Origin of the sequence: Photobacterium makurazakiensis, from assembly GCF_050336715.1 — a bacterium.
GTDB classification, from domain to species: Bacteria; Pseudomonadota; Gammaproteobacteria; order Enterobacterales; family Vibrionaceae; genus Photobacterium; species Photobacterium makurazakiensis.
Genome location: NZ_JAKJSJ010000059.1, coordinates 13876 through 40449, shown reverse-complemented (window position 1 = coordinate 40449; position 26574 = coordinate 13876). Strand labels below are relative to the sequence as shown.

27 protein-coding genes are annotated in these 26574 nt (G+C 43.3%); 6 read left to right on the top strand and 21 right to left on the bottom strand.

Annotated elements, in window-relative coordinates:
• The first annotated feature begins 405 nt into the window (after positions 1-405).
• Positions 406-1128 (top strand): MaoC family dehydratase, encoded by a 723-nt coding sequence (locus L4D09_RS22725; RefSeq protein ID WP_428459816.1) that lies wholly within the window; start codon positions 406-408, stop codon positions 1126-1128.
• Positions 1129-1389: 261 nt separating this feature from the next.
• Positions 1390-1854, top strand: coding sequence for a prepilin-type N-terminal cleavage/methylation domain-containing protein (locus L4D09_RS22720; protein ID WP_428459815.1), 465 nt, complete (start codon positions 1390-1392; stop codon positions 1852-1854).
• Positions 1855-1910: 56 nt separating this feature from the next.
• Here the strand turns inward: L4D09_RS22720 and L4D09_RS22715 are convergent, their stop codons facing one another.
• The 21 genes from L4D09_RS22715 to L4D09_RS22615 all read right to left on the bottom strand — a co-directional run bounded on the left by L4D09_RS22715 (position 1911) and on the right by L4D09_RS22615 (position 21616).
• Positions 1911-2555 (bottom strand): DapH/DapD/GlmU-related protein, encoded by a 645-nt coding sequence (locus tag L4D09_RS22715; protein WP_428459817.1) that lies wholly within the window; start codon positions 2553-2555, stop codon positions 1911-1913.
• 4 nt (positions 2556-2559) lie between these two features.
• A complete protein-coding gene (phnP, locus tag L4D09_RS22710) occupies positions 2560-3330 on the bottom strand; it encodes a phosphonate metabolism protein PhnP (protein WP_428459814.1) in 771 nt (256 codons plus the stop codon).
• Between the two features lie 34 nt (positions 3331-3364).
• A complete protein-coding gene (gene phnN, locus L4D09_RS22705; protein ID WP_428459813.1) occupies positions 3365-3925 on the bottom strand; it encodes a ribose 1,5-bisphosphokinase in 561 nt (186 codons plus the stop codon).
• 40 nt (positions 3926-3965) lie between these two features.
• Positions 3966-5102, bottom strand: coding sequence for an alpha-D-ribose 1-methylphosphonate 5-triphosphate diphosphatase (gene phnM, locus L4D09_RS22700; protein WP_428459812.1), 1137 nt, complete (start codon positions 5100-5102; stop codon positions 3966-3968).
• A gap of 21 nt (positions 5103-5123) precedes the next feature.
• Entirely contained in the window at positions 5124-5831 is a 708-nt protein-coding gene (gene phnL, locus L4D09_RS22695; protein ID WP_428459811.1) for a phosphonate C-P lyase system protein PhnL, read from the bottom strand.
• A gap of 14 nt (positions 5832-5845) precedes the next feature.
• Positions 5846-6664, bottom strand: a complete 819-nt coding sequence (phnK, locus tag L4D09_RS22690; protein ID WP_428459810.1) for a phosphonate C-P lyase system protein PhnK — start codon at positions 6662-6664, stop codon at positions 5846-5848.
• A gap of 11 nt (positions 6665-6675) precedes the next feature.
• Positions 6676-7581: an alpha-D-ribose 1-methylphosphonate 5-phosphate C-P-lyase PhnJ gene (locus L4D09_RS22685; protein ID WP_428459809.1), complete on the bottom strand. Its 906-nt coding sequence runs from the start codon at positions 7579-7581 to the stop codon at positions 6676-6678.
• Positions 7582-8676, bottom strand: a complete 1095-nt coding sequence (locus L4D09_RS22680) for a carbon-phosphorus lyase complex subunit (protein WP_428459808.1) — start codon at positions 8674-8676, stop codon at positions 7582-7584.
• Positions 8667-9275 carry a phosphonate C-P lyase system protein PhnH gene (phnH, locus tag L4D09_RS22675; RefSeq protein ID WP_428459807.1) on the bottom strand — a complete coding sequence of 203 codons (609 nt, stop codon included), beginning with the start codon at positions 9273-9275 and terminating at the stop codon, positions 8667-8669. Before phnH ends, L4D09_RS22680 begins: the two co-directional genes overlap by 10 nt.
• 28 nt (positions 9276-9303) lie before the next feature.
• A complete protein-coding gene (phnG, locus tag L4D09_RS22670; protein ID WP_428459806.1) occupies positions 9304-9762 on the bottom strand; it encodes a phosphonate C-P lyase system protein PhnG in 459 nt (152 codons plus the stop codon).
• Entirely contained in the window at positions 9763-10458 is a 696-nt protein-coding gene (gene phnF, locus L4D09_RS22665) for a phosphonate metabolism transcriptional regulator PhnF (protein ID WP_428459805.1), read from the bottom strand.
• An 84-nt stretch (positions 10459-10542) separates the two neighbouring features.
• Positions 10543-11325, bottom strand: coding sequence for a phosphonate ABC transporter, permease protein PhnE (gene phnE / locus L4D09_RS22660; protein WP_428459804.1), 783 nt, complete (start codon positions 11323-11325; stop codon positions 10543-10545).
• A 67-nt stretch (positions 11326-11392) separates the two neighbouring features.
• Complete coding sequence (gene phnD / locus L4D09_RS22655) at positions 11393-12385, bottom strand: phosphonate ABC transporter substrate-binding protein (protein ID WP_428459803.1); 993 nt, start codon at positions 12383-12385, stop codon at positions 11393-11395.
• Positions 12386-12411: 26 nt separating this feature from the next.
• Positions 12412-13221: a phosphonate ABC transporter ATP-binding protein gene (gene phnC, locus L4D09_RS22650; protein ID WP_428459802.1), complete on the bottom strand. Its 810-nt coding sequence runs from the start codon at positions 13219-13221 to the stop codon at positions 12412-12414.
• 303 nt (positions 13222-13524) lie between these two features.
• The gene (locus L4D09_RS22645; RefSeq protein WP_428459801.1) at positions 13525-15681 is read right to left on the bottom strand and encodes a heavy metal translocating P-type ATPase; all 2157 of its coding nucleotides are present in this window, start codon (positions 15679-15681) and stop codon (positions 13525-13527) included.
• A gap of 137 nt (positions 15682-15818) precedes the next feature.
• A complete protein-coding gene (locus L4D09_RS22640; protein WP_428459800.1) occupies positions 15819-16208 on the bottom strand; it encodes a hypothetical protein in 390 nt (129 codons plus the stop codon).
• A gap of 69 nt (positions 16209-16277) precedes the next feature.
• Positions 16278-17606 (bottom strand): TRAP transporter large permease, encoded by a 1329-nt coding sequence (locus tag L4D09_RS22635; protein ID WP_428459799.1) that lies wholly within the window; start codon positions 17604-17606, stop codon positions 16278-16280.
• A 3-nt stretch (positions 17607-17609) separates the two neighbouring features.
• The gene (locus tag L4D09_RS22630) at positions 17610-18149 is read right to left on the bottom strand and encodes a TRAP transporter small permease (protein WP_428459798.1); all 540 of its coding nucleotides are present in this window, start codon (positions 18147-18149) and stop codon (positions 17610-17612) included.
• Positions 18150-18151: 2 nt separating this feature from the next.
• Complete coding sequence (locus L4D09_RS22625) at positions 18152-19177, bottom strand: TRAP transporter substrate-binding protein (protein ID WP_428459797.1); 1026 nt, start codon at positions 19175-19177, stop codon at positions 18152-18154.
• Between the two features lie 172 nt (positions 19178-19349).
• Entirely contained in the window at positions 19350-20810 is a 1461-nt protein-coding gene (gene hpaE, locus L4D09_RS22620; protein ID WP_428459796.1) for a 5-carboxymethyl-2-hydroxymuconate semialdehyde dehydrogenase, read from the bottom strand.
• A gap of 41 nt (positions 20811-20851) precedes the next feature.
• Positions 20852-21616, bottom strand: a complete 765-nt coding sequence (locus tag L4D09_RS22615; RefSeq protein ID WP_428459795.1) for a fumarylacetoacetate hydrolase family protein — start codon at positions 21614-21616, stop codon at positions 20852-20854.
• Between the two features lie 303 nt (positions 21617-21919).
• Here L4D09_RS22615 and hpaH point away from each other — a divergent pair, with 303 nt between their 5' ends.
• The 4 genes from hpaH to L4D09_RS22595 all read left to right on the top strand — a co-directional run bounded on the left by hpaH (position 21920) and on the right by L4D09_RS22595 (position 26472).
• Positions 21920-22723, top strand: a complete 804-nt coding sequence (hpaH, locus tag L4D09_RS22610) for a 2-oxo-hept-4-ene-1,7-dioate hydratase (RefSeq protein ID WP_428459794.1) — start codon at positions 21920-21922, stop codon at positions 22721-22723.
• Positions 22724-22746: 23 nt separating this feature from the next.
• On the top strand, positions 22747-23562 hold the full coding sequence (hpaI, locus tag L4D09_RS22605; RefSeq protein WP_428459793.1) for a 4-hydroxy-2-oxoheptanedioate aldolase: 816 nt from the start codon (positions 22747-22749) through the stop codon (positions 23560-23562).
• A gap of 306 nt (positions 23563-23868) precedes the next feature.
• Positions 23869-24291, top strand: a complete 423-nt coding sequence (gene hpaR, locus L4D09_RS22600) for a homoprotocatechuate degradation operon regulator HpaR (RefSeq protein ID WP_428459792.1) — start codon at positions 23869-23871, stop codon at positions 24289-24291.
• Positions 24292-24786: 495 nt separating this feature from the next.
• Positions 24787-26472, top strand: coding sequence for a chitinase (locus tag L4D09_RS22595; protein WP_428459791.1), 1686 nt, complete (start codon positions 24787-24789; stop codon positions 26470-26472).
• The last annotated feature ends 102 nt before the right edge of the window (positions 26473-26574 follow it).

The window sequence follows — 26574 nt, the reverse complement described above, 5'->3', positions numbered from 1 at the left end:
CACATATTGAGCTATGATTATTTTGTTTTTAAATCATAAAAAATAGTGTATTTTTGTTTTAGGAAGATAATTTCACTATTTAACTCAGCGTACAAGCGTTAGCTAGAAATATATGTACACGTGTACGCTGAACGGCTAAGAAAATATAAACAAACGTGTACACGTGTACGCTGAAAATAACTTTTTCCTATTCACGTAACGACAAAGCAGTGTATTTAATGAGCATCTTTAGCGCTTTTACACTAATCACAAATTTTAAATAACATGCTGATATTTAAGGATATGATGTAGCTTAGCTCCACTAAAAACGAGATCTAGGGCACATTTTCCCTTTTCTTATTTTAATTAATCATTACAATACATCGCCTTGTTCCAGTTATGAACAGTATTTATTAAGGTTTAGCCATGAAAGTTGTCGATTTTTTAATGCAAAAACGTGATGGTCTGTCATTGCATTCGTTTGAGCTAAAAGATTTACTCTCACCGTCTCTTCGTGAACATTGGCTTGATTTTGTTAATAAAGCGAATAAGTCGCAGTTAGGGCTTTTGATTGCTGAAAAGAAATCGGCGTCTAATGATGATATCGCTGAAATCTCTACTGTTGAGCACCCCTCTCCTAAAGCAGAGTCAGCACCAAAAGAAATGACAATTGTCATGAAGCCTGAAGCTGAAACTCTTTATCATGAGCTAACAGCAACGCTTGGTGAAGTGATTCATACTGGCCAATGGCTAGCCGTTGATCAAGACCGTATTAATAGCTTTGCTGCTGTTACAGGTGATCACCAATGGATTCACACCGATCCTGAACGTGCTGCTGCTGAATCACCGTTTAAGACCACCATCGCTCATGGCTTTTTGACATTATCATTACTCTCGGTATTAACCGACAGCGTTGATCCAGAAAAGCAAAAGTTTCCAACGGCTAAAATGATGGTCAATATGGGCCTGAACCAAGTCCGTTTCCCTTACCCTGTAAAAGCAGGAAACCGCGTACGTGCAACGACTAAGATTGAGTCAGTTACCCCAATCAAACGTGGGTTAGAAATTGTGCAGGTTTTAACGGTTGAAATCGAAGGTGTTCGTCGCCCAGGCTGTGTAGCAGAATCTGTGATCCGCTTACACTTCTAGATATACCGTAGTTCACGCCCTCATTTTAGAACCAAAGGCCATGCCTTTGGTTTTTTATTTGCATGCTAAAAAAACCCGCAAATACGTTACTCCCTATCCAATCGCCTTCTCACAAATAAAAGTGCTATCAACACTTTACACAAGCATATTTTTTACTATTAAATCCCACGCAATAAAACAATATTCAAAACAAAGATAAAACAAGGAATCATTCACCAGGCTAATGCCAGAGTGATTTTTTAAAATTACAAAGGGAAGTCAATGATTCGACTTGTTATAGCCATTACAGTCCTCGCCATAGTTTCGTTAACCGCATATTTGAAAATGCTCAATATTCAATCAGATGCCAGGCGTGCAACATTACAGACAGTGGTAAGCAATATGCACACTATGTCATCAATAGTTTATACAAAATCACTGGTTAATGGCTCAGAGAGGCGTTGTTACAGTATTAGCGAAGATGCAACTGTCGAGAACAGTTTCATTTTCATTGATGATATCTATACCTGCAATGGGTATCCAACCGCTCATATTGATAACGTCAAAAGGGCTTTTGATATTGATGATGACCTTTTCATCACCAATAGAGGGGGTGACAGTGACGGCCGTACCGCCTCTATCTCATTTAATCAATCTGAATCACTCAACAATCAGTGTTTCGTCAGTTATACCGATGCTGTTAATACAGGCATGTACATTGTTAAATTTAAAGACAGTGGCTGCTAAAAACTTGCGCGCCTTGTTATGAGGCGCACATATAAGTCATCTTACAATTATGGCCATTAAGCAATGGCCTCTAACTGGGTAATAAATGATTCAGCATCTTGTTGGAAAAGTGGCAAATGTTGAGCGATCTTTTCATCAGGCCAATCCCACCAAGCTAATGCACTAAGGCGCTCCCCAATCGACTCATCATCAAATCGAAATCTCAATACACGTGCAGGATTACCAACAACTATCGACCAAGGCGGGACATCTTTAGTCACGACACTACCCGCTCCAACGATAGAACCATTACCGACAGTTACACCCGGTAAGATAATAGCACCATGACCAATCCATACATCATGCCCAATTATTACTTTGTCTTCAGCTCGCCAGGCGAATACATCGTCATCGAGATCGGTAGGATTGTCTCCAAGCTGGTATTTTCCTGGGCGGTAAGTAAAGTGGTGCAATGTTGGACGCCACCAAGGGTGGTTACTTGGGTTCACCCTTACGCTCGCAGCAATGGAAGTAAATTTACCAACCTCTGTAAACATCAAATTTGAATCATTTTGGATATAACTATAATCTCCAACTTCGACATTATTCAGAACACAGCGATCACTTATCTCGACCCAACGGCCAAGCTGAGTATTATGCATTTGACAGCTATCAGCCACCTTTGGCTCAGCGCTAAGTGTCGGTGATAACGGCTGAGATATTAGCCTATCCATAATTGAATTCCTGTCCATCGGAAACTAAGAAGAAGGTATGGTTAAAATATTGAGGGTTATCCATTGCCCAGCTTTCAAAGCTATGACCTATATGGATCAACCCCATTCTTGCTACATTGCATGAAGATTGAATCTGCTTAGCAAGAGTAACGTCATTATGATTTTGTGGTTGTTCGCCTACATCTCGGTTAACAGGGGGAAAGCTACAATCAATCAACACCAAATCAACTGGGTTTTCCAGTAGCCATTGTTTAACCTTTTCATGCAGATCAACTGTATCGGTCAAATACGCTATTCGCTTTCCCTGCCATTCAAAGCAATACCCCATACAAGGCTTTGAATGGATCATTGGCAATGGGGTAATACAAATACCTTGCCAATTGAATGGTTTAAAGGCCACTTTCGGTAATTGAAAATCTAAAATCCCCGGATGTTTAAACAGATCATCACAGCCCGCAGGATCATCAGGCCCATCGACAGGTATTGTTACGTTCACTCCCCATCGTAAGTCAAACAACGCATGAACATGATCCATATGGTAATGAGTCAGTAGGATTCTATCAATTTCACCAGCAGGAAAACGAGTGAGCAAGTTCTCAGCATTGGCATCAATCAATAACTGTTTGTTGTTAACACTCAATACTGCAGACGTTTTTCCGCGGCGATACTGAGGTTCAACTTTAGCTCTATGACAGGCTTTACAACTGCAACCGTAAACAGGCAACTGACTAGCATTTCCTGTCCCTATCACCGTTAATTTCATTTTGCCACTTCCCACAAATTCGTGACGTATATCGTCAGACATCCCTAATAGAAAGGCATTGAGTAAATTGCTTCATGGTACTTTCCAACGTGTCGCTGTTATCAATTACAATCCCTTCTTCAGGGCATTGTCGGCGATATTGCTCAGCCCTTGCCATCCGCTTTACAATTTCACTGTCACTTTCTCGCCCTCGTTTATAAAGCCGTTGCTCTAGCACCGCAGGCTTCACATCAATCACGACAGGAATAAGTTTATCGCCGTACAAAGAAATTGCGGTATCAAGGTAGGCACGCGAACCATTGACAATCACATCGACACCTTGCGACAGCCATATATCGATTTCTTTTCCCACACCGTAGCTATAACCATTTGCCTGCCAATCCATAGCAAAAAAGCCTTGCGATTTACGTTGCAAAAACTCGGCAACAGAAAGCTCAACATGGTTCTCGCCGCCCGCTTCGGCAGCACGTGTAATATAGCGATGTGCAACCATCATTTTATCTGGCCACAATTCACGTGCTGCTTGTAATACGCTATCTTTCCCTGCGCCGGATGCGCCAATTACATAAAATAGCCTTGCGCTTTTATTTCGCACTCTCACCCTCCCGATTTTGCCATCTCAAGTGATACTGAATCTAAAACACCTGACGGCCTTCTCGCCAAACACGTGTTACATAAGTATGATCATGCAAGTGATGAGCCAACACCAAATCTGCACGTTTTCCCTCAGCAATCACACCGCGATCATTAAGCTGCAAGGCTTGGGCTGGATTTAATGTTGCTAATTTTGTGGCCGCAGCTAGATCAAGGCTATTACGATCGTCTTCCACTAATTTGAAAATAGCATCGAGTAAGCTACTCGGGTAATAGTCTGACGATAAAATGTCTAACACCCCCTGTGCGGCAAGTTCATGAGCAGCCACGTTTCCAGAATGAGACCCACCTCGAACCACGTTTGGTGCGCCCATCAAAACTTGCAAACCGAGTTCATGAGATGCTTGAGCAGCCGCTACCGTTGTGGGAAATTCGGCGATAACCATGCCAAGATCATGCGACTCTTTTACATGTTCAAATGTTGCATCATCGTGGCTTGCCATTGGAATACTATGCTCACGACACTGGCAAGTAATTTCAGCACGATTAATGGCTGACCAACGCTCAGAACGTGCCCGTTGTTCAGCTTCGAACTGATGCATTTTCTCGTCGCTGAACTTATATTTGCCTTGATAATACTCACGGTATTTCTGAATATTGACGAACTGACGCTGCCCTGGCGCATGATCCATCAAAGACACTAAATGAACGGCAGGTACATCCCTATAACGTTCAAACATATCGACTGTGGTTTCATGCGGGACTTCACAACGTAGATGTAAAAAATGCTCTGCTCGATTAACACCACGTTTTTCACTTTCAACAACCGTATCAATTAAATGATCGAGGTTATCTTGTCGTTTTCCGCCTTCTCGGTAGTCACCCAAAGCAACGGCATCCAACACTGTGGTGATACCCGAACCAATCAACTGAGCATCATGAGCACTCATAGCAGAAAAAGGTGGCCAATCCACTTTAGGGCGAGGTGTGAAATACTTTTCTAAATTATCGGTATGAAGCTCAATTAGCCCCGGCATCAACCAACCCGCTTCACCATTATAAGCTTGGGGTAATTGACTTGGTGTATCTGACATTGCTTTGATAACACCGTTTTCCAACTCAACAGAGCCATTGACGACTTGATCTTCAAGTACTAAGTGTACATTGGTAATAATCATTGTTTTCCCTTTCTCAGACTATTAAGCAACCTGACCAGTCGCTGTCGGTTTCATTTCATAAAGACGATCTGCCACTTGGCTTCTGACCTCTTCATCATGAAAAATACCCACAATCGCGGCACCACGGGCTTTGGCTTCTTCAATTAAACTCACAACGACAGCACTATTTGTTGCGTCGAGTGAGGCTGTTGGCTCATCAAGTAGCAATACGGGATAATCAACAATGAAGCCTCTAGCAATATTCACACGTTGCTGTTCACCACCAGAGAAAGTTGCTGGAGCAAGATGCCATAAGTGCTCAGGTACATTCAGACGTGATAATAGCGTTGCTGCCTTTTGTTCTGCCTCTTGACGACAGCCACCGATTTCTAGCATCGGCTGCATCACAACCTCTAGTGCACTGATACGAGGAATAACACGCAAGAACTGGCTAACCCAACCAACAGTATCGCGGCGAACATTCAAAATTGCGCGAGGAGTTGCAGTGGCAAGATCGACCCATTCACCATGATGACTGATCGTTATCGACCCTTCATCAATGACATAGTTGGCATACAACGCTCTTAGCAACGTCGATTTACCTGAACCGGAGTGACCGTGAAGTACGACACACTCTCCTTGATTAACCGTTAATTCTGCGCCTGTTAAAACGGGAAGCTCAATGCCGTTTTGGTTATGCAGAATAAAGGTCTTACTGACATTTTTTACATTTATCATTGGCTTATTCATGTCTAATACTTCCTTTAATTCTGTAATACCGACGAAACCAGTAGCTGGGTATAAGGATGTTGTGGGTCATCAAGCACTTGGTCTGTTAACCCTGTCTCAACGACTTTACTTTGCTTCATTACCATCAAACGGTGAGCAAGCAAGCGGGCAACGGCTAAATCATGCGTTACGATCACCACAGCTAATTCTAAGTCAGTCACTAAGCGGCGGAGTAAATCGAGTAGTTTGGCTTGTACCGACACATCAAGCCCGCCAGTAGGTTCATCCATAAAGATTAATTTGGGATGGGTAACCAAGTTACGAGCAATTTGTAAACGCTGCTGCATGCCTCCCGAAAACGTTGTTGGCATATCATCAATACGTTCAGCTGGAATTTCTACATCACCTAACCATTGCTCCGCCTTCTCACGGATTTCACCGTAATGGCTTTCACCAACCGCCATCAAACGCTCACCAATGTTCCCCCCAGCCGATACTCGACCTCTGAGACCATCCATTGGGTGCTGATGCACCACCCCCCACTCTGTACGCAACAAATGTCGTCGTTGACTTTCTGCCATGGCATACAAATCTTCAATTTGACTGATTTGTGAAACGGCATTTCCTCGTAAATACAAAACCTCACCATCATCCGGCGCTAAACGCCCCGAAATGGACTGCAATAATGTACTTTTACCTGAGCCCGACTCACCAACAATCCCAAGTACTTCACCGGGATACAAGTCAAATGACACCGATGAGAAACCCTTCCCCGGCGCATAGAGCTTAGTGAGGTCTTTGACTGAAAGAAGCGGCTGTTCCTGATTATTCACTGTTTTTATTCCATCATTCATTACGTCTTACCCTATTGCGCCTGCGCTGATTGTAGCTGTGTTTGTTGTTCGTTATTTTGACGACAATAATCAGTGTCAGAGCACACAAAAACACGATTACCTTCATCATCAATAACCACTTCATCAAGGAAGGCGTCTGTTGCACTACAAATACTGCACGGCTCATCCCATTGCTGAATTTCAAATGGGTAATCATCAAAGTCCAAGCTTTCCACTTTGGTGTAAGGCGGAATGGCATAAATACGCTTTTCACGTCCAGCACCAAACAACTGCAGCGCGGCCATTTGATCCATTTTCGGGTTATCGAACTTCGGGATCGGGGACGGATCCATGATGTAACGATCATTGACTTTTACGGGGTAAGCATATGCTGTTGCGATATGACCAAAGCGCGCGATGTCTTCATACAATTTGACGTGCATGATCCCGTACTCTTGAAGCGCATGCATTTTTCGCGTTTCTGTTTCTCGTGGCTCAATAAATCGTAACGGCTCAGGAATTGGCACTTGATAAACTAAGATTTGATCTTTTTGTAATGTAATTTCTGGAATACGGTGGCGGGTTTGAATAATCGATGCTTCTGTTGTGGTTTCAGTCGTCTTCACATCTGCAACAGTTTTAAAAAACTCGCGAATAGAAACAGCATTGGTCGTATCATCGGCACCTTGGTCAATCACTTTTAAAGTGTCATCTTGCCCTACTATCGCTGCAGTTAATTGAACACCGCCAGTTCCCCAGCCGTAAGGCATTGGCATCTCACGTCCACCAAACGGTACTTGATAGCCTGGTATTGACACTGCTTTCAAGAGTGCACGGCGGATCATGCGCTTAGTTTGCTCATCAAGATAACCATAGTTATATCCATGATTGGTTGAGTTTTGCGTTTTTTGAGACGTTGTATTACTTACCTGAGACATTTATTTCCCCTCACTATCTGACTTCTGTGCCATCATCTCATCGTGCTCTTTATGCATTTTGCGTAAAAGTTCCAGCTCTGCTTGGAAGTCAACGTAATGTGGCAACTTCAGATGGGAAACAAAACCTGCGGCTTCAACGTTATCGGCATGGGCAAGGACAAATTCTTCATCTTGCGCAGGGCCATCAACAAGCTCACCATACTCTGCACCTTGTAGCGCCCTATCAACCAGTGCCATTGACATCGCTTTACGCTCGGTAAAACCAAATGTCAGGCCATAGCCTCTCGTGAGCTTTGCTTTCTCTTGCTTACTGCCGATAAAACCATTGATCATCTGGCACTCAGTCAGTTCGATTTCACCAATATCGATATCAAAGCCTAACTCCTCCGGAACGAGTGACAGCGTCACCTTACCTGAGCGCATTTCACCCGCAAATGGATGATTTCGGCCATAACCACGCTGAGTTGAATAGCCAAGTGCGAGTAAGTATCCTTCATCACCACGGGCCAACTGCTGTAAGCGAGCCGAGCGGTCACACGGGTAATTAACTGGCTCCATCGTAATATCTTCTGGTAACTGACCGTCGTCGTTTTCTGTCACCATCAAATCAAGTTTTTCTAAAATACCCAGCACTTGTGGACAGGGCTCTTGTTCGGTCTGAATACGCTCTGGTGCAGGATATTCACCTTCAGCGAGCAAGCTGAAATCAAGTAAGCGATGCGTGTAATCATACGTCGGCCCCAATAACTGCCCGCCAGGCAGATCTTTATATGTGGCAGAGATCCGTCGCTCTATTTTCATCGCTGAGGTATCAACTGGCATCAACACAGCCAAGCGTGGCAATGTTGTACGATAAGCTCGTAGCAAGAAGATGGCTTCAACTAAATCCCCGGCAGCTTGCTTAATTGCTAACGCTGCCAACTCTTTATCGTAGATCCCGCCTTCGGTCATCACCCTATCAACTGAACCTGTCAGCTGCTCGCTAATCTGGCTAACCTGCAACTCCGGTATTTCTGGATTACCGCGACGTTTATGTGCCTGAAGTTGGTGTGCGGCACTGATTGCTTTTTCACCGCCTTTTACTGCTACATACATGATGAAACCTCCACCGATGTTGAACGTGGAATAGCAACGACTTGTTGCCCTGACACAAAGATAAAATCTAACCCTAGTGGGAACTGTTTGCCCTGCTCACAAAGGCGGTCTACTAATGAGGCCGGTAAATCGCCAAGTTGAACTGTTGTTTGGGTTTGAATACCCGGCCCACTTAATACAAAACTTGTACCTGCGGTAACACTGTCGGTTTCGATAATCACAGTCGTACTGCGATCTGGATATTCTTCATCACCTTCGTTAAAAGACAGTGAATCAAGGTGCAATGTAGCCAGATCTTGTTTGGCAATAACGGCAAAATTGGCTTTATTCGGCTCTGCGTTGGTGACTGCACCACTATGAAAGTGGATATTTTCGGTTGCTGAAGCATCTTGACTCAGCGATGTTGATAGCCAAAGCGGCGTGCTATTATCCGCCATAGCAAGTAGCACTTGGCTTGACGCAGGCATCATCGAGCCAAAGCCGTGACAACGGTCAAGTGTTACCACCACACCTGGTTCAGACATTGCAGTTAGCAATCGACGGAAGCAGGCTTGGCTGTCGTGAACGGCATCTGTAAAAGCCGAGGTAATATTACTCATGTATTTCTCCGTTAATCCTTTTCGGCTTTTAGTCTTCGCCACGTACCATGGTAAAAAAGTCAACCTTACTGCTTGCAACTTGTTGTTGAACTAATGTTTCTTGCTCTTTTTTGTCTGCAGCCAGCGGTGTAATCACCTGATTCATAATGGCTTCTCGGTACTGATCGGTTTGCAGCAAAGCATCGATAACAGCGGCAAGTTCAGCATGTTGTTTATTTCGTCCTTGTAGATAGCTATAACCCAATTCACCACTGGCTATTTGCACTACGGCTCTGGTGATCGTGACATCACCAATATTGAACTGACGGCCTGTTCCTCCCATTTTGGCTCTCACTTGCGCAAGACCAATTTCAGCTGGGCGAATAGTCTGATATTCAAGCGGTAGTGTCTGCATTGAATTCAATGCTTTCCAATGCTGTTCCAGTGTTTCAAAACTTGCTTTCGCTAGCACTGACATCCAGTGTTTTCTCTGGTCAGTCGTATCCATTTAGTGCTCCATGACTAATTCAATGACATCAGAACGGGTATTTGAGCTGGAATATTCAGCAATAACCTCGGTTCCTTTAATGACATTTGTGGTTCGTATTTTCAGTAAGGGTATGTTGGAATTAATTTGCAGTAGCCGACAATATTCCGAACTCGGCATTTGCGCCCTAAGCCGCGTATTTTTTCTGATTAATTCCACACCCAGTTCTTTTTTTAAAAACTGATGCAGTGATCCAGATTTAAAATATTTTAATATTGGCCACCACGTATATTCAGGCAAATAATGGTCAATGACAGTACGTGGAACACCATCTATTTTTCGGAACGTGCGAATATGAATAATTTTCGTCTCTTGTTCGCAATTTAATTTTTTTGCTAATGACTCACTGGCTAACAAGATGCGAGATTGCAATACCTCGCATCGAGGCAGGGAGCCTTGCTCTAACAAGTTCCCGGTAAAATGAGCGCCAGCATGAAGGTAATAATCAGCTGGCTGACTAAGTACCATATTCCCCTTGCCTTGGTGTCGCATAATTAAACCAGCAGATACCAGTTCATCAATCGCACGCCTTACAGTGTGGCGATTAACGGAAAAGAACTCAGCCAATTTAGACTCTGATGGTAAATAATCACCGCGAGAGTATTTATTACGAACGTCATCCTCCAGTTTTTTGGCAATTTCTAAATACACTCGCATGAATCATCCCTGTTTTATTTCCCATTCACTTATCTAGACATGTAAGCGTAAAATTTTTATTTATTCATTAATCTTCCATGAAGATTAAATGAATTTCTTACGAATAATTTGAGAAATAAAATCAATAATGCTGACAGTAACAATTACAATAAACATAATGGCTGCCGTTTGTTGCATCTGAAACCCAGATATAGATTGCCAAAGCAATACGCCAATGCCACCAGCACCGACCATACCAACAACCGTTGCAGAGCGAATGTTTGATTCTAACCGGTAGAGCGAGTATGAAATCCACAGTGGTAATACTTGCGGAATAACACCGTATAAAATAACTTCTAAAGAATTAGCGCCAGTTGCTTTAATCCCTTCTATCGGACCAGGTTCAATGGCTTCTACTGCTTCGGCAAACAACTTTGCCAATACACCCGTTGTGTGTATAAACAATGCCATTACACCAGCAAATGGGCCTAATCCCACCACTACAACAAACAACATGGCAAACACCATTTCATTAATGGCTCGTAGTGCATCCATTAAACGGCGAACGGGAAATGTCACCCATGTAGGCATTAAATTTTCAGCACTCAATATACCAAACGGTATTGCCAGTAAAATTGACAGTAGTGTGCCCCAAATACCAATCTGAATAGTGACTAGCATTTCGGATAGGTATAACTCGAGATCAGTAAAGTCTGGCGGAAAGAAGTCATTGAGCAATTGCACCATATTTTCAGGATGCTCAAGAAACATCATCGGTGCCATTTCAGCACCACGCCAAGCCCACATCAGTACACTTAGCACGATGACAGCTATCACTGCATTTTTAATTGATAGCTTAGATTGTGGCATCATTAGTTGAGTTTGCATTTATATCTCCTTTTCCGCAGAAAGAGCCATATTTGTTAAGAGCAGCTCTCTCTGCATTAATTCCTAATTAGCCTTCAAGTGCTTTGATTTCTTTTTCAAGTGCCGCTAGCTCAGCTTCATATTTAGCAATGCGTTTCGCTTTCTCGCTGTCACTTAAACGCGGATTATCTTGGGTTTCAACCAATGATTTATAAGCTTCCATTTGGCGGATTGGCAACAATTGGTTATTGTCTGCAGCGGAGAAACCTGACCAAGAAAGTAGCTTAAGTTTCTCTAGCTGGTCTTTATTGTCTTTACCGTAAGACAAGAAGAACTGCCGGGTTTTCTCTTTTAAGTCCGGAGATATATCTTTGCGCCATGTCATAACATCAGAAGGGATCAACGCTGACTGCCAAACTACTTTCAACTTATTAAACAAATCAGGTGTGCTGCTTTCTAAACGCATCAAATTCATCGTGTGATTCGTCGCAACATCCACGCGCTTGTTCGCTACAGCAACTGCATTTGCTGCATGACCCGCCGCTATGGTGCGTTTGAAGTCATGCGCTGAAATATGATTCTGAGCTAACGCATAGTAATTGGGAACGAGGAAGCCTGACGTTGAGTTTGGCTCACCATTACCAAACGTTAGATCCTTACGATTATCAATAACATCTTGCAGTGTATTGATCTTATCGTTCTCGCTATTGACGAGTAGAACACTGTAATAACCTTCAAGGCCATCTATATCGATATAGCGAGCAAATATTTCTGCATTAGCCCGATCAACAGCTTCCATTGCCGATTTATTACCAAAGTAAGCGAAATCAACCTTTTTGAAGCGCATCCCTTGGATGATCCCTGCATAATCTGGAGCAAAATATGCTTTAACTGGAATACCAAGTTCTTTGCTTAAATCATTCAACATTGGCTCCCAGCGCTGCTTTAAGCTTTGTTGGGCATCTGTGGTAATAATGCCAAAGTTAATCTCTTCAAGTGCTTCTGCGAATGTCGTCATCGGGGCCATAATACTTGCTGTAAACACCAACGAGCGGCCTAAGTTTTTAATCGTGCGTAGCATGATTCTTCCTCTATTATTCCGTTAGATTAATATGAAGGTGCCAATTCGGTAACGGGTAGCAAAGTGTCTGTTTCTGGCTTTTTCGCTGCATAGAGCGCATTCAATTTTTGTTCACTCAAATCAGTCGAGGCACCTTGATAAAACACCTCACCATCGCGTAGTGCGATGATCTGCTCGCAATACTTCAAGGCATGGTCGACTTGGTGCAAGGTAACAATTACCGGAATGCCTTCTTTTTTATTGATGTCTTCAAGCAGCTCCATCACGATACGTGACGACTCAGGATCTAATGAAGCAATTGGCTCATCCGCGAATATGATCTTAGCTTCCTGCATCAGCGCCCTAGCGATAGCCACACGTTGCTGCTGACCACCTGATAAAGTAGAAACTCGCTGGTAGGCGAACTGCTCCATACCAACCCGCTTCAAGGCTTGAAGTGCCCGCTTTTTTTGTTCGGTCGTATAAGTACCTGTTAATGTACGCCACTTTGGGGTAGTACTTAGCGCTCCAACGAGGACATTGGTCATCACGCTCAAGCGATTTACTAAGTTAAATTGCTGAAATATGTAGCCTGATTGGGCGCGGCATTGCCTGATCTGCTTACTGGCTTTTCCCTGACCTTGAACAGTCTCACCTAATACTTTTATCTCTGAAGCCGTCGTTTTATCCGCGATAATAAGACCACTTAAATGACGTAATAATGTCGATTTTCCAGAGCCAGAAGGCCCTAAAAGTGCAGTCATCGAGCGATCATTTATCGTAAGATTAATATCTTTCAGCGCTTGCTTAGACCCAAAAGTCTTACTCACATTGCGTATTGTTATGATGGTATCCATGTCCGTCATCTCATGTCTGATTCGAGATACACAGTGCAGGTTTTATATGACTGTTTTATTGATAAGACATGTCAGAATCATGACTAACATTACAGCTAATCAACTTGTTGAGTGGTCTACCTTATTGTTTATAAAGTAGATAAGTCGTGATATGAAATGTAATGAGGGAACTTGTCTAGATAAGAGGTTAAAAAAAGGTTCATTGTTTAAGCCCTCTCTAATTATTCCAAATTATTAGAGAGGGGCTTCTTACAYTCAGTAATAAATAACTAACCACACTTAGTTATAGGTAGGGAGAATATTTTAGCCATTCATTGACTTCATTAACCTTAATGAATTTAACGTTACTAATATTGTTCCACCTGCATCTGACAGTACTGCCCCCATTAACCCAGTTATGCCGAAAAGTGTAGTGGCAAGGAAAAAGGTATTGATACCCAGTGCAATGACGATATTTTGCCTGGTGATAGACGCAGTATTTTTTGATAACTGAATCATCATTGGCAGCTTTGTCAGCTGTTCATGCGTAATCGCAGCATCTGCCGTTTCCAGAGCAATATCGCTTCCACGGCCCATCGCGATTCCCAATTCAGCTGTTTTCAATGCAGGTGCATCATTAATGCCATCACCGATCATTGCAACCGCACCCTGGGTTTCATCTTGCAACTGAATAATCGATGTCACCTTATCTTCAGGCAAAAGCTCAGCTTTATAATCAATCCCTAATTCATTCGCAATTGATGCAGCTGCTCGACGATTATCCCCCGTAAGCATGACGCTCGCGATCCCCATCCTCTTTAATTCATCGATTGCTTGCTTCGCATCGTCCCTTACCGTATCAGCAATCCCGATCAGCCCTAGAACATTCTGATCTTCTAATACAACAACGACCGTATTCCCTTTTGATTCGAGTTCTTGCACCGTACTTTCACAATCGCTATTTGAAAGCACACCCTCAGCAACATAACGCGGTGCCAAAATTTGTATCTTTCGACCCTCAACATCACCAATAACACCTCGCCCGTTAATGACCTGAATGTTATTCGCTTCTACACGCTCTACCCCATTATCCTGTGAATACTCGATAATGGCTTTTGCTAAGGGGTGGCTAGAACCCTGCTCTACAGACGTAGCCAGCTTCAACAAGGTCGGCAGTGTTTCACCATAGGGTAAAACCGCTGTTACTTTCGGCTTACCTTCAGTTAAAGTGCCGGTTTTATCAAAAGCGAGCTTAGTAATATCTTTTAATTGCTCAAGCGATGCTCCACCTTTAATTAATGCACCAAACCTTGAGGCTGAAGTCAGTGCCGATGTTACTGCCGCAGGTATTGAAACAACCAAAGCACAAGGGCATGCAATCAGTAGTAATGCCAACGCTTTATATACCCAAGGCATCCACTCTGCACCGAACAACATTGGTGGAATAACCATTACAAGAGCGGCAAGTGCCATTACCAAAGGTGTGTACCAAGCACTAAAGGCATCAACCATCCGTGCGATTGGTGCTCTACGCTCTTCTGCTTCTTCGATAAGGGTGATTATTCGGTCAATCGCATTATTGCCCGCTTCTGATTCAACGGTTAGCCTTACAGGCTGGTCTTCAACTAAACTACCAGCAAGGATTTTTTCTCCCTTGTTTCTGCTAACGGGAATAGATTCACCCGTTAACGCACTTTCATCAAAAATGCCTAATTGACTGTCAAGTATGCCATCAACTGGAAGTCGGCTTCCTGGAAGCACTTCAATGGTATCGCCCGGATTCAAGAAGTCTGCTTGTACCTCAAATCGTTCGCCATTCTCGATTTTTAGTGCCGTATCTGGCGTCAAGTTCATTAAGCTTTTTATGCCGGCTTTTGCTTTTTGACTCGCGAACCCTTCCAACATTTCGCCAATGGAAAATAATAGAAGCACTAATCCAGCTTCAACGGTTTCACCTAAGATCAAAGCACCAATAGCTGCAACAGTCATTAGCGTTTCTATGCCGAACCATGTGCCATTTTTCATTTGCATAAAAGATTTATAGGCAAAAGGAACAACACCGACCACGGTTGCAATATAGAATCCTATTTTACCAAAGCCCGAGTCAATGGCGGTTAGTATGGTAGCGATCGTCATTAATGAAGCTAAGAGAGAAAAAGTGGTATAGTTTTTCCAAAATGGCAGTTCTTCATCCGAGTCATTCGTTTTTAATCGAAACCCCAGTTGATTCACCGTTTGCTCTATCAGGTCGGGATCGGCATCTTCATCTAAAGTAGCAATGAGCCGCTCGGTAGCAAAAGTAACTCTGACTTGCCTAACGGGTTTCATTGATTGCAGTGCTTTTTCTATTTTGGCAGCACACGCTGCACAATCCATTCCAGTAACACTATAGCGATAGCTCTTATTGCCTTTAATAGAAACTGCATTCGATCTGGTTACGGCTGCAGAATTACAGCACGACTTGCTTGCACATTCACTCATTTGCTTACTCCTTTAAAAAACTAAAGCAAGCATAACCCTTGAGTCAACTCCAAGGTCAAGGGTGTATTATTAAAAAACTAAAATTCACCAAATCATTGGCAAAAAAAAGCTGGGATATCCCAGCCAAAAGTCACACACTATTGATTCATATGTTGCCGAATCGGATTATGTTTCCATGTTAACACGGGGTCTATCTGGCTAATTTCAAACGACAGAGCACAAATGACCGCCCCTGTTTGATTAATAGGCTCTAACCACGCTTCTAACAGCTGGCATATATCGTCGCCAGCATGCTTTAACTGCTCTTGCGTACGACCAGAACCTACCCGGAAATTAACATGGATATACGCATATAACGGGTTACCATTTGTCACTCTAAAATGATTAACCGCAGTAGCTCGACTACGGCAGCCCGTTATAGGAAAGAACTCTGATTGCTCGATAAACCCATGCAACGAATGGAACAGTTCATCAAAACTCACATGCTTTTCAAGGTTTGGTGAATAATCAATAATAAAATGTGGCATCCTTTTCCTTCCTAATTTCTTTTCCCTAGCAAATCACTTCGGGCATTAAACCCTATGCCTTCTGATGCATTATGAATACAACAATTGGGGCAAGAACAGTGATATTTCAGCAATTACCATAACAAGTAATAAACGCACAATATCAGCACACCAAAACGGTGTTACACCACGAAATATTTCACTGGTTCTAATATTCTTTAATACTGCTTTCAATACGAAGACGTTCATACCGACAGGTGGAGTAATTAGGCTAATTTCAGTGACAATCACCACAACAATACCAAACCACACTAGATCAAAGCCTAGGCTTGCTACCAAAGGAAAGAATACTGGTACCGTCAACATCAGCATCGACAAGGACTCAAATACCATTCCCAAAACAATGTACACCGCAATGATCATTAGAATAACCATGGTCGGCGAAACATCATACGCCGAAACAAGATTCAATAGGTCGTCAGGCAAACCTGCACGATTGATAAAGTTTGAAAATATAAGTGCCCCAATTAACACGCCAAATAACATGCCAGTTGTTCTAGACGAATCACTCAACACGTCAAATAGCACACGCCAGTTTAAAGATTTACGTAAAATCGCGATAACAAATGCACCACCAGCGCCAATTCCAGCCGCTTCAGTTGGTGTAAAGATGCCACCATAAACGCCGCCCATCACTAAAATAAACAGACCAACAATGCCACGTACTTTCTTAATTTCTTGCCAGCGCTCAGACCAGCTCATTAACTCACCGCGAGGACCTGCACTTGGGTTACGCCAGACTACGTATTGCACAGCAGCCAAATAAAGCAACACACCTAACAAGCCCGGAATGAGCCCCGCTGCAAATAATTCTCGAATGCTCGTTTCTGTTAATAGGCCATATAAAACCAAAATAACACTTGGCGGGATCAGTATTCCCAGCGTACCACCAGCCGCAATTGATGCGGCAGCAAGGGAATCAGAATAACCAAATTTACGCATGGGCGGCATCGCGACTTTGGCCATCGTAGCCGATGTTGCTAAGCTTGAACCGCAAATTGCCGAAAAGCCACCACATGCAAGAATAGTTGCCATCGACAGCCCACCTCGGCGATGGCCCAACAATGCATATGATGCGGTATATAACTCTTGCGATAACCCGGAACGTGTAATCAAGTTACCCATTAAAATAAACAGCGGGATAACTGACAAGTTATAATCTTGCGCAGTATCGATAACCCGCCGCGATGCCATGGTTAATACACTTTTCCAACGAAACTCATTGAACGTTGAAAAATCAAGCCCTTGCAGATAGGCAAAACCAAAGAACCCTACTACCCCCATCGCTAATGCAATTGGCATTCGCATAACAAGGATAAAAACCAACATAATGGCGAAACCAATTAGTGCAACTTCCATGTTTTATCCCTCAACCGTATGGGTTTGTTCTTTTTTATTAACTGTCCACAAACGGGTAATGCCCCAAGTTAATACACCCGCAGCGGTTACCCAGCTCATGATCGCTATGTACTGAACAATGATTCCGACTGAGAACCCTAAGTATTCTGTGGTTTCATTTCGTTTAATTGAACGAGCGGCAAGCTCCCAGATACGTACCGCCAAGAAATAAAATGAAGCGCTGATAATAATGGCTGAAAATGTGCCAAGTAGACGAATAACCACAGGCTTCATGAAGCGGTCAAGAATATCGACCACGACATGACCGCCACTCCAGGTTATTTTTGGCATTTGTGAAAACACCACTAATGCGATACCAATCTCAGTAATTTCACTCGCTCCCTGAATGGGGCTATCGAAAAAGTAACGACCGATAACATCAAAACAGGTTACTAGCATGAGCATCATTAACGCTGTACCCGCTAGACACTCAAGCAGAAACGAAACAATGCGGAGTGGCCCCGGCTCATCATAATTTTGATTTAACCATTCAGAGAAAGTCATAATTACAACTCGCTCTGGTAAGATTCTGCAATTTGACGATATTCAGTTAATGCCGCTTTTGCATCAAAGCCTTTATCATCGGCGCGTTCGACCCACTCATCACTAACACCAGCAATACGAGATGAAATATCTTTTGCCATGATGCTATCAGCTGCCAATTTTACATAATCAACATTACGTTCTTCTGCTGCAGCCAAGCCGACACTATCGGCCTTACTCCAAACTCGGCCAATCATGGCTGACAGTTTTTCACCAGAGACAGATGCTATCGCGTCACGGTCTTTTTTACTGATTTCATACATGAAATCTTCATTCATAAAGACCGAAAAGCTACCGCGAAATAAGCCACCTGGATAATCTATAACTTGTGTTGTGACTTCATTCAAACGCAGGGCTTTCTGATCAAGTAACGCAATGAATACGCCATCTACTACGCCTTGCTGCAACATTTCATAAATTTTAGGTGCAGGTGCATTTACATTGGTAACGTCCAACTCTTCGCCCACAGCGGCTGCGATACCACCTGGCGCCCGAATTTTTAGTCCTTTCAAATCGTCAATAGTGTTAACCGCCTCTCGCAAATGCAAAACGCTCGGGCCATTGGTAAAGAGTGCTAGCAGCTCTAGCCCATCATGCTCTTCAGCTTCTGCAAGGTATTTTTCATTCACTCGCCAGTAAGCAACCGAGCTTGCTTCAGCATCTGCATTAATTGCTGGCTGCTCTGCTAATTCTGTACTTACAAAGCGCCCTGGCACATATCCATGTAATGACCAGCCAGCATCAACAACACCATCTTCCACTAAATCGAAATAGCTTTTAGGGTGGCCCAAATCATATTCCAGCTTAACGACAACTCGACCCTCGGTTGCTTCTTCAACCCATTTAGCCCACGTTGGCAGGGCTTCTGCGTTCATTGGGTGTGTTGGAGGCAACCATGTTGCAACACGTAGCGTTGTTGCGGCAGATGCAGAAAGAGAGACACAGATTGCTGACAACGTCATGAAAAATGCTAATAAAATCCGTTTCATATTGACCTCTTGTTATTAGTTAAATGTAAGGTACAGATACTTCTTGTTATGTTATTCCCAACAGCTCAGCGACTACGCATTCTGCTCAACTGTCGGTCCAGTCTTTGGTTTTAATAAATTCTGAGTTTATTTGGAGATAGTTTTAATCGGTGGTGATTAATCGGTTACGGTTCTATACGCCCCACTTTGGAATATGGTGCTCACCGAGTGAAACGCAGATATTTTTAGGTTCAGTAAATACTTCAAAACTGTACAAGCCACCTTCACGGCCTGTCCCCGACCCTTTCACACCACCAAACGGTGTACGTAAATCGCGTACATTTTGACTATTAACAAACACCATACCGGCTTCAATTTGACGTGAGATACGGTGTACACGAGCACTGTTATTTGTCCAAAGGTAAGACGCCAAGCCATATTCATTATCATTAGCCATGCTAACGACATCGGCTTCATCATCGAATGGAATAATCACGGCGACAGGACCAAAAATTTCTTCACGTGCAATACGCATATTATTGGTAACATCACGGAAAACCGTTGGGGCAACAAAATGGCCGTTTTTCAAGTGCTCGGGTAAATAATCTGGCTTTTCTGGGCCACCAGCCAGCAATGTTGCACCTTCTTCAATACCCGTACGGATATAGCCTGTAACTTTGTCAAAGTGTTGCTGTGAAATTAGCGAACCTACCTTGGTGTCCATATCCATCGGGTCACCACAACGGATATTTTTAGCGCGATGTGCAAACTCTTCACAGAACTTGTCATAAATAGATGATTGAACAAAAATACGAGAGCCCGCAGTACAACGTTCACCATTGATAGAAAAAATACCAAACAAGGCGGCATCCATGGCACGTTCCCATTCACAATCATCGAAGATCATAACTGGCGACTTACCACCTAGCTCCATTGAAAACTTCTTCAAGCCTGCTTTTTCAATAATGCGCTTGCCGGTTGATGTACCGCCAGTAAATGAAATCGCATTAACTTCTTCATTAGTAATAAGCGCTTCACCCGTTACAGCACCATAGCCGTGAACAACGTTAAACACGCCTTTAGGCACACCTGCTTGCTCCATGATGCGGGCAAGAAAATCAGTCGTCAGTGGCGATAGTTCAGACTGTTTCATTACTGCTGTATTACCCAACGCTAAACAAGGTGCCGTTTTCCATGTCCCTGTCATAAACGGGACGTTCCAAGGCGAAATTAGTGCGCAAACGCCTGTTGGCTGATATAGCGTGTAGTTAAGCATTTGGTCATCAACTGGATAGGTATGGCCATTCATTTGCTTTGATGTTTCACTGAAAAAATAAAAATTATCAGCAGCACGAGGAACAAGTGCTTTACGCGTTTGGAATAATGGTAAACCGGTATCTTTCGTTTCTAGCGCAGAGAGCTCTTCTACATTTTCCGCAATCAAGTCACCAATGCGATCAATGATTTTAGCTCGCTCTTTGGTTGGCATATTTGCCCAAGCTGGAAAAGCTGCACGTGCCGCCTCACAGGCTTGAGCAACTTGCTCTGGCGTTGCCTGGGCAACGTCTGCTAGCACTTCACCTGTTGCAGGGTTAACCGTGGTAAAGGTCGTTGGGCTAGAAACCCATTCGCCATTAATGTAATTTTTAATCATGTTCCATCACCTTTTATGAATATTACAACCGCTAATTCCGTTTACTTTTTCAACTGGTAAAACATCATTTCGTTTACCACGGTATTCTCTAGCTTGCCGACTTTTTCAATTTCAATTTCTACCAAATCACCCTCATTCAGTTCAGCCAGTGCACAGGGCGTCCCCATAGCAATCATGTCGCCAGCTCTTAGTGTCATGAAACTACTGATCCACGTAATGGCATCCGCAACGCTATGTTTATAATCAGCAGTGCTGCCTATTGAAATGACCTCGTCATTAATACGTGTTGTAACAACAAGTTCATCGGGATTTCCCACTTCATCTGCCGACACGATCCACGGGCCAATTGGTCCAGTACCATCAAAACTTTTGGCTTTAACCGGTGGACGGTAATACTTATTGACGTAATCTTGGGCTGTTACGCCATTAAGTATTGTGTAGCCTTCAACATGGCCTAGCGCATCAGCTTTAGTCACACGATAGGCTGGCTTACCGATAACGACGACCAATTCAGCTTGTGGCGTCAGCCACTTAATTTGCTCTGGGCGTTGAATAACATCTTTATGACCAATTAATGTATTGGGTAACTTGTAATACAGCACAGGATTTTCTGGCAGTTCCATCTCAACTTCATCGGCATGGCGTGCAGTATTAACGGCCAAGCCCACAAGACTTCCCGATGCAGGCGGAAGCCAAGACACTCGCTGAACATCAATCGCCGCACCAGCCTCATCAACCCAATTGATGCCATCTTTACTTAATATTGTTTTTCTTTGACCTTGATATTCAACATGTGCTTTTTTCATCATATTCCCTCAATGCTGCCTTTCCATTCTCGGAGATTCGTCATCACCCAAAGTAGATAGTTAATGTATTAATTAATATATTAACTATTGTTACCCATAATTTTACATATCGTCAACCTTTGAATTTAATTTTTTCACCAACCACTGTAAATACAAGGGATAGAATCAAATTCAATTGTTAATCAAAAGATAAATTTAGAGATAAGCCTGATAGAAACATAGCTACACAAACGCTTGACAACTTAGAGAACAAACAACATAGTTAATGTATTAACTAGTTAGCTCAAGGATAGAGAGGGGTCAATGTTAACCGAACAAATCATTCAGCAAGCGGCAAATCAATTGCATAATGCCGAGCAACATAGAGAGCAAATCAAGCAGCTTTCTTTAAGCTATCCAACAATCACCATTGATGATGCCTATAAGATTCAAAAGTGCTGGGTAGAAAAAAAAATTGCAGAAGGAAGAAACGTGATTGGGCATAAAATAGGCCTAACATCAAAAGCCATGCAGTACTCTTCACAAATCGACGAGCCGGATTACGGCACGCTACTTGACGATATGTTGTTTGAAGATGGCGCGAAAATTCCAACAGATCGCTTCATTGTGCCAAGGGTTGAAGTTGAACTGGCTTTCATTTTGAAAAAGCCACTGAAAGGACCAAACGTAACCATTTTCGATGTATTAAATGCCACTGATTACATTACCCCTGCGATTGAAATTATCGATGCCCGAAGTCAATCCATCGATCCTGAAAGTGGTCGGCCGCGTAAAGTGTTCGACACTATTTCTGACAATGCAGCCAATGCAGGCTTAATTCTTGGCGGCCGTGTCATTAAACCAACAGAGGTCGATTTACGCTGGGTATCTGCCCTTCTCTATCGCAATGGCGTTATAGAAGAATCGGGGGTTGCTGCCGCTGTGTTAAACAACCCAGCAAATGGTATTGCGTGGTTAGCAAATAAACTAGCCCCCTTCGACGTCACGTTAGAGCCAGGACAAATCATTCTTGCCGGCTCTTTCACCCGCCCAGTACCGGCTCGTGCTGGAGATACATTTTCTGTTGACTATGGCCCAATGGGTTCAATTACTTGTCAATTTGTCTAATTTAAATATCTCAGGGAAAGAAGATGCAATTACCACCGAATACATTTAAACAATCATTAGCAAAGCAAGAACCTCAAATTGGTATGTGGCTTGGTCTTGCTAACAGCTATAGTGCAGAACTACTTGCAGGTGCAGGCTATGACTGGCTTTTAATTGATGGCGAACATGCCCCGAATGACATCAACAGTATGCTAGGCCAGCTTCAAGCCATTGCACCTTACCCATCAGAAGCTGTTATTCGTCCAGTATGGAAAGATATCGTACTGGTAAAACAAATTCTTGATATTGGCGCACGTACCATATTGATCCCGATGATAGAAACAGCAGAAGAAGCCAAACTTATGGTTTCAGCAACTCGCTACCCTCCGAATGGCATTCGTGGTGTTGGTAGCGCGCTAGCTCGTGCCTCGCGCTGGAATAGAGATAATAATTATCTGCATACTGCTGACGACGAAATCTGTGTTTTACTGCAAATTGAAACCAAAGAAGGACTGGATAACCTTGATGAAATTTTAGCCGTTGACGGTGTTGATGGTATTTTTATTGGTCCGGCAGATTTATCAGCAGCACTCGGTCACCTTGGTAACCCTGGACACCCTGAAGTACAAGCTATTATCGAAAACTCCATAATAAAGATATCTGAAGCAGGTAAAGCAGCCGGAATCCTAAGTGCGAGCCAGCCCCTTGCACACCGCTACCTCGAACTTGGTGCAAGCTTTGTCGCTGTAGGTGTTGATACAACTCTACTCGCCCGTGGAGCAGAACAATTAGTTAAGCAGTTTAAACCACAAACAAGCGATAATAGCGCCCAAAAATTAGAACAACCTTCTGTATATTAAGCATAAAGGATCAGTTTATTTAATCTTTGCTGCCAATTTTAAAATATGCGCACCCTTTACTTTTAATACGACTAAAACGTCTGCGGCAACAGTAATGCCGCTTTCATTACACGTTTGGGTCAGAAAAACGGTGCCATGTTTATTTACTGACAAATCAATAACCAGCACCTTAAGGTGGCCTTTAAACTATTTACATTATTACTGATCGCTATTAGGTAAGAATAATCATTTAAATCTATTGAACTCATATCAAATCAGGTATTCTCTGTGGTTAAATTACAAAAAAGAGTGGAGCTAATTCTACCGATGAGAAAGTTTGAAGACTCTCTTCCGCTACAGCTGCTTAGAGCGCGTGATAATGTAATGAACTTTTTTCGCCCTATGCTTCAAGAGCATGACATTACCGAGCACCAATGGCGGATTCTTCGATTACTTAACGAACACCGCTACTTAGAGCCAAAGCAAATCAGCGAACAGTGCTGTATTCTCGCACCAAGCCTAACGGGTATTCTCTCTCGTTTAGAATCTAGCGGTCATATTGCAAGGCAGAAATCAGAACAAGACCAGCGTCGAACACTTATTTGCCTTACACCGAAATCAAGAAAGTTTGTCAATGAGCTTACCCCAAAAGTTGATGCTCGTTACCAAGAGTTGTGCAAACACTACTCGCCTGAACTAATTGATAAGCTGTCGGAGTTACTTCACGAGATCAACATGAACAGTAAGTAGCCCTAAACTACCCTGCAACTACCTGTTATTGCCCGCCATACTGTCAGTGCGGGTAATAACTACAAATAAACACATTCACCATGCATACTGAATAAAGCCAAGCCCTCGCCAAGCTACGTTTCAAAAAAAACTGAAATGCCTAAGCAACAATTCCAATTTATAAACAAAATGCCTCGCAAATATAATATTAGAACAAATAAAAATTTGCGTCAAAAAACAAGTTATAACAAAGCAAGATCCAACACATTACTTCAATAAACACTTGGAGCAACTCACACCCAAGAGTTACACCCAAAAAACCATTAATAATCAGGATAAAGCACTACAATGAGTGTCAATCATGACTTTTGCTTAAGTTGTATATTAAGTCTGACTTGAATTGATCGCGAATCTGCTAAATCACACTCATTTAATAGATTAAATAAATGAACATTGACAAGGCAACTAGCGGTAGTAGTTCAAGAATACCAATATGTTTATCAATGGAATAAAAACATGTTAAAGACAAAATTCATAACGACATCGATTGGTCTTTGTTTGGCAACTAGCAGCCTAGCGATGAATATCCAACCTGATCCTGAAAATCCAGGGGGGTATCTTGTTGCTCGTGCTGATATTACCGCAGCAGAGAGCGCAAAAACCTCCGATCCTATGTATGCTATTTGGGCCAACGCATTAACTACTGCGCCAAACACCATTGTAGATGCCATTCGGCCAGGTCTTGCATCTAACCCTTTAAACGTTGCTCGTGCAGAACGTGTATTCCCAGAAACTGAGTGGAACTACCTCACTCAAATGGCAGCACCAGAATACACCTATACCCGCTTTTTACAGGCTATTGGTAAGTTTCCTGCATTCTGTGGTGAATACAATGACGGCCGTGATGCTGATGCAATTTGTAAACGCTCTATCATTACAGCTTTTGCACACTTTGCGCAGGAGACTGGTGGCCACATTGCGGTTGATAATACGTGGGACAACCCACTAGGTCTTGAAGAATGGCAACAAGCACTTGTCCATGTTCGTGAGATGGGATGGTCTGAAGGCCAACCTGGGTACACGACGGGGTGTGGCCAAAATGACTGGCAAAATCAACGCTGGCCATGCTCTCCGGGGCAAGGATATTTTGGCCGAGGCGCCAAGCAGTTATCCTATCACTTTAACTACGGTGCGTTTTCTGAAGTCATGTTTGATGGAGACGCTACTGTCTTATTGAATAACCCTGGCCTTGTCGCAGATTCATGGCTAAACCTAGCATCTGCGGTGTGGTTCTTTCTTACCCCGCAAGCACCAAAACCAGCAATGTTGCACGTTATAGACCGCACATGGGTACCGTCACAGCTTGAAAAGGATGCCGGTATTGGGTATGGGTTCGGAACAACAATTAATATCATTAATGGTGGTATTGAGTGTGGTGCGCAGAATGCCGATAAGGGCCAACCTGTTAACCGGATTCGTTACTGGCAAGGCCTCTCTAACTTTTATCAAATTCCTATTGAAACCGATGAAAAAGACACTTGTTGGCAGCAATTACCTTATGGCAGTTTAAATCTGTCTGGTGCGACGGATGTCTTATTTACTAACTGGGATGGCGATTGGAGCTACCATGCAGATCGTCCAGGTGGCGTATCATTTGAATGTAAACTAGTCGGCTATCAAACCGCGTATTCTGCACTTGTCCCTGGTGATTACGAGAAGTGTGTGACTAACCTCTATGGATCTCATGCCAATTGGCCGACGGTTCGCGCAGTAGATAGCCTTGAGCCAACCGATCCCGTCCCACCACCTGGTGGTGGAGCCTACCCTACATGGGAAGCTGGAGCGGTTTATGTTGCGGGAGATAAAGTCACTCACCTGAACGTTGATTACGTCGCAAGTTGGTGGACACAAGGCAATGATCCTTCAAAAGGTGGCCCTTGGGCAACGATTGCAGGTGACCCTATTCAGCCAGATCCCCCAGTCACCGAACCTCCAGTCGATCCTGAACCGCCCGTTACTGAACCTCCAGTCACTGAACCGCCAACCGGTAATGTGACCCCGTGGGTCGCAGGCCAAACACAAGTTACAAATGGCGATAAAGTCACCAACGGTGGCAAGTGTTTCGTCGCCAAAAATAATCCTGGCGTATGGGAAACCCCAACGTCATCAAATTGGTTCTGGAACGAAGTTACTTGCCAATAAGACGTCAGCCCCAGTCTGTGACTGGGGCTGTTTTTATACGTATAAACCAGCATTTCAACATCGATTTCAAGCTCTCCCTCATAAACCTTTCATAGAACCCAT

Bases quoted from the DNA above. Each gene is read 5' to 3' on its own strand.
- phnP (WP_428459814.1), bottom strand. From the start codon at position 3,330: ATGAAATTAACGGTGATAGGGACAGGAAATGCTAGTCAGTTGCCTGTT.
- L4D09_RS22720 (WP_428459815.1), top strand. From the start codon at position 1,390: ATGATTCGACTTGTTATAGCCATTACAGTCCTCGCCATAGTTTCGTTA.
- L4D09_RS22725 (WP_428459816.1), top strand. From the start codon at position 406: ATGAAAGTTGTCGATTTTTTAATGCAAAAACGTGATGGTCTGTCATTG.
- phnE (WP_428459804.1), bottom strand. From the start codon at position 11,325: ATGCAAACTCAACTAATGATGCCACAATCTAAGCTATCAATTAAAAAT.
- L4D09_RS22595 (WP_428459791.1), top strand. From the start codon at position 24,787: ATGTTAAAGACAAAATTCATAACGACATCGATTGGTCTTTGTTTGGCA.
- phnK (WP_428459810.1), bottom strand. From the start codon at position 6,664: ATGAATGATGGAATAAAAACAGTGAATAATCAGGAACAGCCGCTTCTT.
- phnG (WP_428459806.1), bottom strand. From the start codon at position 9,762: ATGGATACGACTGACCAGAGAAAACACTGGATGTCAGTGCTAGCGAAA.
- L4D09_RS22630 (WP_428459798.1), bottom strand. From the start codon at position 18,149: ATGACTTTCTCTGAATGGTTAAATCAAAATTATGATGAGCCGGGGCCA.
- hpaE (WP_428459796.1), bottom strand. From the start codon at position 20,810: ATGATTAAAAATTACATTAATGGCGAATGGGTTTCTAGCCCAACGACC.
- hpaH (WP_428459794.1), top strand. From the start codon at position 21,920: ATGTTAACCGAACAAATCATTCAGCAAGCGGCAAATCAATTGCATAAT.
- phnD (WP_428459803.1), bottom strand. From the start codon at position 12,385: ATGCTACGCACGATTAAAAACTTAGGCCGCTCGTTGGTGTTTACAGCA.
- hpaI (WP_428459793.1), top strand. From the start codon at position 22,747: ATGCAATTACCACCGAATACATTTAAACAATCATTAGCAAAGCAAGAA.
- L4D09_RS22615 (WP_428459795.1), bottom strand. From the start codon at position 21,616: ATGAAAAAAGCACATGTTGAATATCAAGGTCAAAGAAAAACAATATTA.
- phnM (WP_428459812.1), bottom strand. From the start codon at position 5,102: ATGATTATTACCAATGTACACTTAGTACTTGAAGATCAAGTCGTCAAT.
- L4D09_RS22625 (WP_428459797.1), bottom strand. From the start codon at position 19,177: ATGAAACGGATTTTATTAGCATTTTTCATGACGTTGTCAGCAATCTGT.
- L4D09_RS22635 (WP_428459799.1), bottom strand. From the start codon at position 17,606: ATGGAAGTTGCACTAATTGGTTTCGCCATTATGTTGGTTTTTATCCTT.
- phnH (WP_428459807.1), bottom strand. From the start codon at position 9,275: ATGAGTAATATTACCTCGGCTTTTACAGATGCCGTTCACGACAGCCAA.
- phnF (WP_428459805.1), bottom strand. From the start codon at position 10,458: ATGCGAGTGTATTTAGAAATTGCCAAAAAACTGGAGGATGACGTTCGT.
- phnL (WP_428459811.1), bottom strand. From the start codon at position 5,831: ATGAATAAGCCAATGATAAATGTAAAAAATGTCAGTAAGACCTTTATT.
- L4D09_RS22685 (WP_428459809.1), bottom strand. From the start codon at position 7,581: ATGTCTCAGGTAAGTAATACAACGTCTCAAAAAACGCAAAACTCAACC.
- L4D09_RS22680 (WP_428459808.1), bottom strand. From the start codon at position 8,676: ATGTATGTAGCAGTAAAAGGCGGTGAAAAAGCAATCAGTGCCGCACAC.
- L4D09_RS22645 (WP_428459801.1), bottom strand. From the start codon at position 15,681: ATGAGTGAATGTGCAAGCAAGTCGTGCTGTAATTCTGCAGCCGTAACC.
- phnC (WP_428459802.1), bottom strand. From the start codon at position 13,221: ATGGATACCATCATAACAATACGCAATGTGAGTAAGACTTTTGGGTCT.
- L4D09_RS22640 (WP_428459800.1), bottom strand. From the start codon at position 16,208: ATGCCACATTTTATTATTGATTATTCACCAAACCTTGAAAAGCATGTG.
- hpaR (WP_428459792.1), top strand. From the start codon at position 23,869: ATGAGAAAGTTTGAAGACTCTCTTCCGCTACAGCTGCTTAGAGCGCGT.